The 1,470-nt window shown below is 34.2% G+C and carries 2 protein-coding genes; one reads left to right on the top strand and one right to left on the bottom strand.

From position 1 onward, the window contains the following. The first annotated feature begins 74 nt into the window (after nucleotides 1-74). Nucleotides 75-434 (top strand): hypothetical protein, encoded by a 360-nt coding sequence (locus tag HMPREF2918_RS00580; RefSeq protein ID WP_037615877.1) that lies wholly within the window; start codon nucleotides 75-77, stop codon nucleotides 432-434. A gap of 120 nt (nucleotides 435-554) precedes the next feature. Here the strand turns inward: HMPREF2918_RS00580 and HMPREF2918_RS00575 are convergent, their stop codons facing one another. Beyond that, the gene (locus HMPREF2918_RS00575; RefSeq protein WP_021153923.1) at nucleotides 555-1,199 is read right to left on the bottom strand and encodes a hypothetical protein; all 645 of its coding nucleotides are present in this window, start codon (nucleotides 1,197-1,199) and stop codon (nucleotides 555-557) included. Nucleotides 1,200-1,470: the final 271 nt, after the last annotated feature.

Raw genomic sequence — 1,470 nt, 5'->3', positions numbered from 1 at the left:
CCATTATAACAGACATTGATACAGTTTTGTAACATTATTTTGGTATAGTAATATTATAAAAGGAGGCGAGAAACATGAGAAAATTTGTTAGCATATTATTGTTGTCATTATCAATAATTACGCTAATTGCTTGCACTAAAAATAAGCAACAATCTCTGGATGGCGAATACTATTGGATATCAAGTGAAAGAAATGAATTGGCATTTACTATAAAAGGGAATAGAGGTTCAATAAAACACGGAGAAGCTGATAGTTTTACAATTGATCAAGAAAGTAACACCTTCCTTTTATCAGGAGAAGGTAGAAGTGATTCAACAGTAAAATATAAAGTTAAGGATGGCACCATTACAGTCGATATATCTGGAATAGAACATGAATATTACCAAAAAGGCAGTAAAGCATATAATAAAGCACTTCAACAATATAATAAGTAGAAATAGAGCGATGAAGTTTTGATTTCTTTCCCAATTTGGCTATAAGAAAACACCCTGAAAGATAGATAGGAAAATCTAACTTTTGGGGTGTTTTCAATTTTAAGAGCGTTGAATATGTCTTTATTTTGTGAGTGAGACACGGAAATCATTGTATTTGCTATAATCAAAGTCTTCATTAAGTCCTGTTACAAATACAATCGGTGTATAATGGCCCTCTTCCAAAATGAAACCGGCTTTTACCTTGGCATTGGCTCCCCCAAGTCCAGCAATACCGGGAAGAAGGGCATCAAAAGCTCCAGGTTCGTCTGTTTCCCAGTAATAGATATTACCAGAAGCTTGAACAGCTTTTGCTCTAGTCGTTGCTGTACGAATTGGGTTCACATCTGCTTGATAAAAGTTTGCTGTCGTAGTAACCGTTCCGTCCGCAGCCACTGTCATTTGGACATCTTTTGCGATTTCAGTTGTACCTGTCCAAGTCCCTACCAGCTCTGCAGGAACCATTTGAGATGAATCTGTAGCTTTGTCACCACTTGTTGTGTTAGACGCTGTGGTTGTCTGACTTGATTGTGTTGTTTCTTCTGAACTAGATTCAGTAGCTTTTGTATTTTTCTTTTTAGAGGACTGATTTGTTTTATTTTGACCAGATTTCATAGAAGTCTGTGTTTCTTTTACAGAAGAACTATTTTCCTCTTTTTTAGAACCACAAGCTACTAGTAGAGTTGCAGAAGTTAAGCCTAAAAGTGCTAAACTTGTCCATTTTTTCATAATTATGATACCTCACCTAAATTTATATTAGCTATTATATTACGATGTTACAGAATGTCAAGTGTTTTTGAAATATTTTTGTAACAATTGTAATTTGTCTAAATATTCAAGAGGTTAGCGCATAGGGTCACAAAGTAAGAGATTTCTATATTCTTTATTACATAGTCATCAGAAATAGAAAATCAACGTACGAAAACTACTATTAGAGTTTCATTGGTACAAAATTACCAACAATAATTCCTACAATTCTAGGATCTTCATCATACGAAAG

It is taken from the genome of Streptococcus sp. HMSC065C01 (assembly GCF_001813525.1).
Lineage (GTDB): Bacteria > Bacillota > Bacilli > Lactobacillales > Streptococcaceae > Streptococcus > Streptococcus parasanguinis_V.
The sequence above is the reverse complement of the archived record's forward strand: the minus strand, read 5'-3'. Positions and strand labels throughout refer to the sequence as shown.

What these genes read in the sequence shown, in the direction of transcription:
- HMPREF2918_RS00580 (WP_037615877.1), top strand. Translation starts at nt 75, where the DNA reads ATGAGAAAATTTGTTAGCATATTATTGTTGTCATTATCAATAATTACG.
- HMPREF2918_RS00575 (WP_021153923.1), bottom strand. Translation starts at nt 1,199, where the DNA reads ATGAAAAAATGGACAAGTTTAGCACTTTTAGGCTTAACTTCTGCAACT.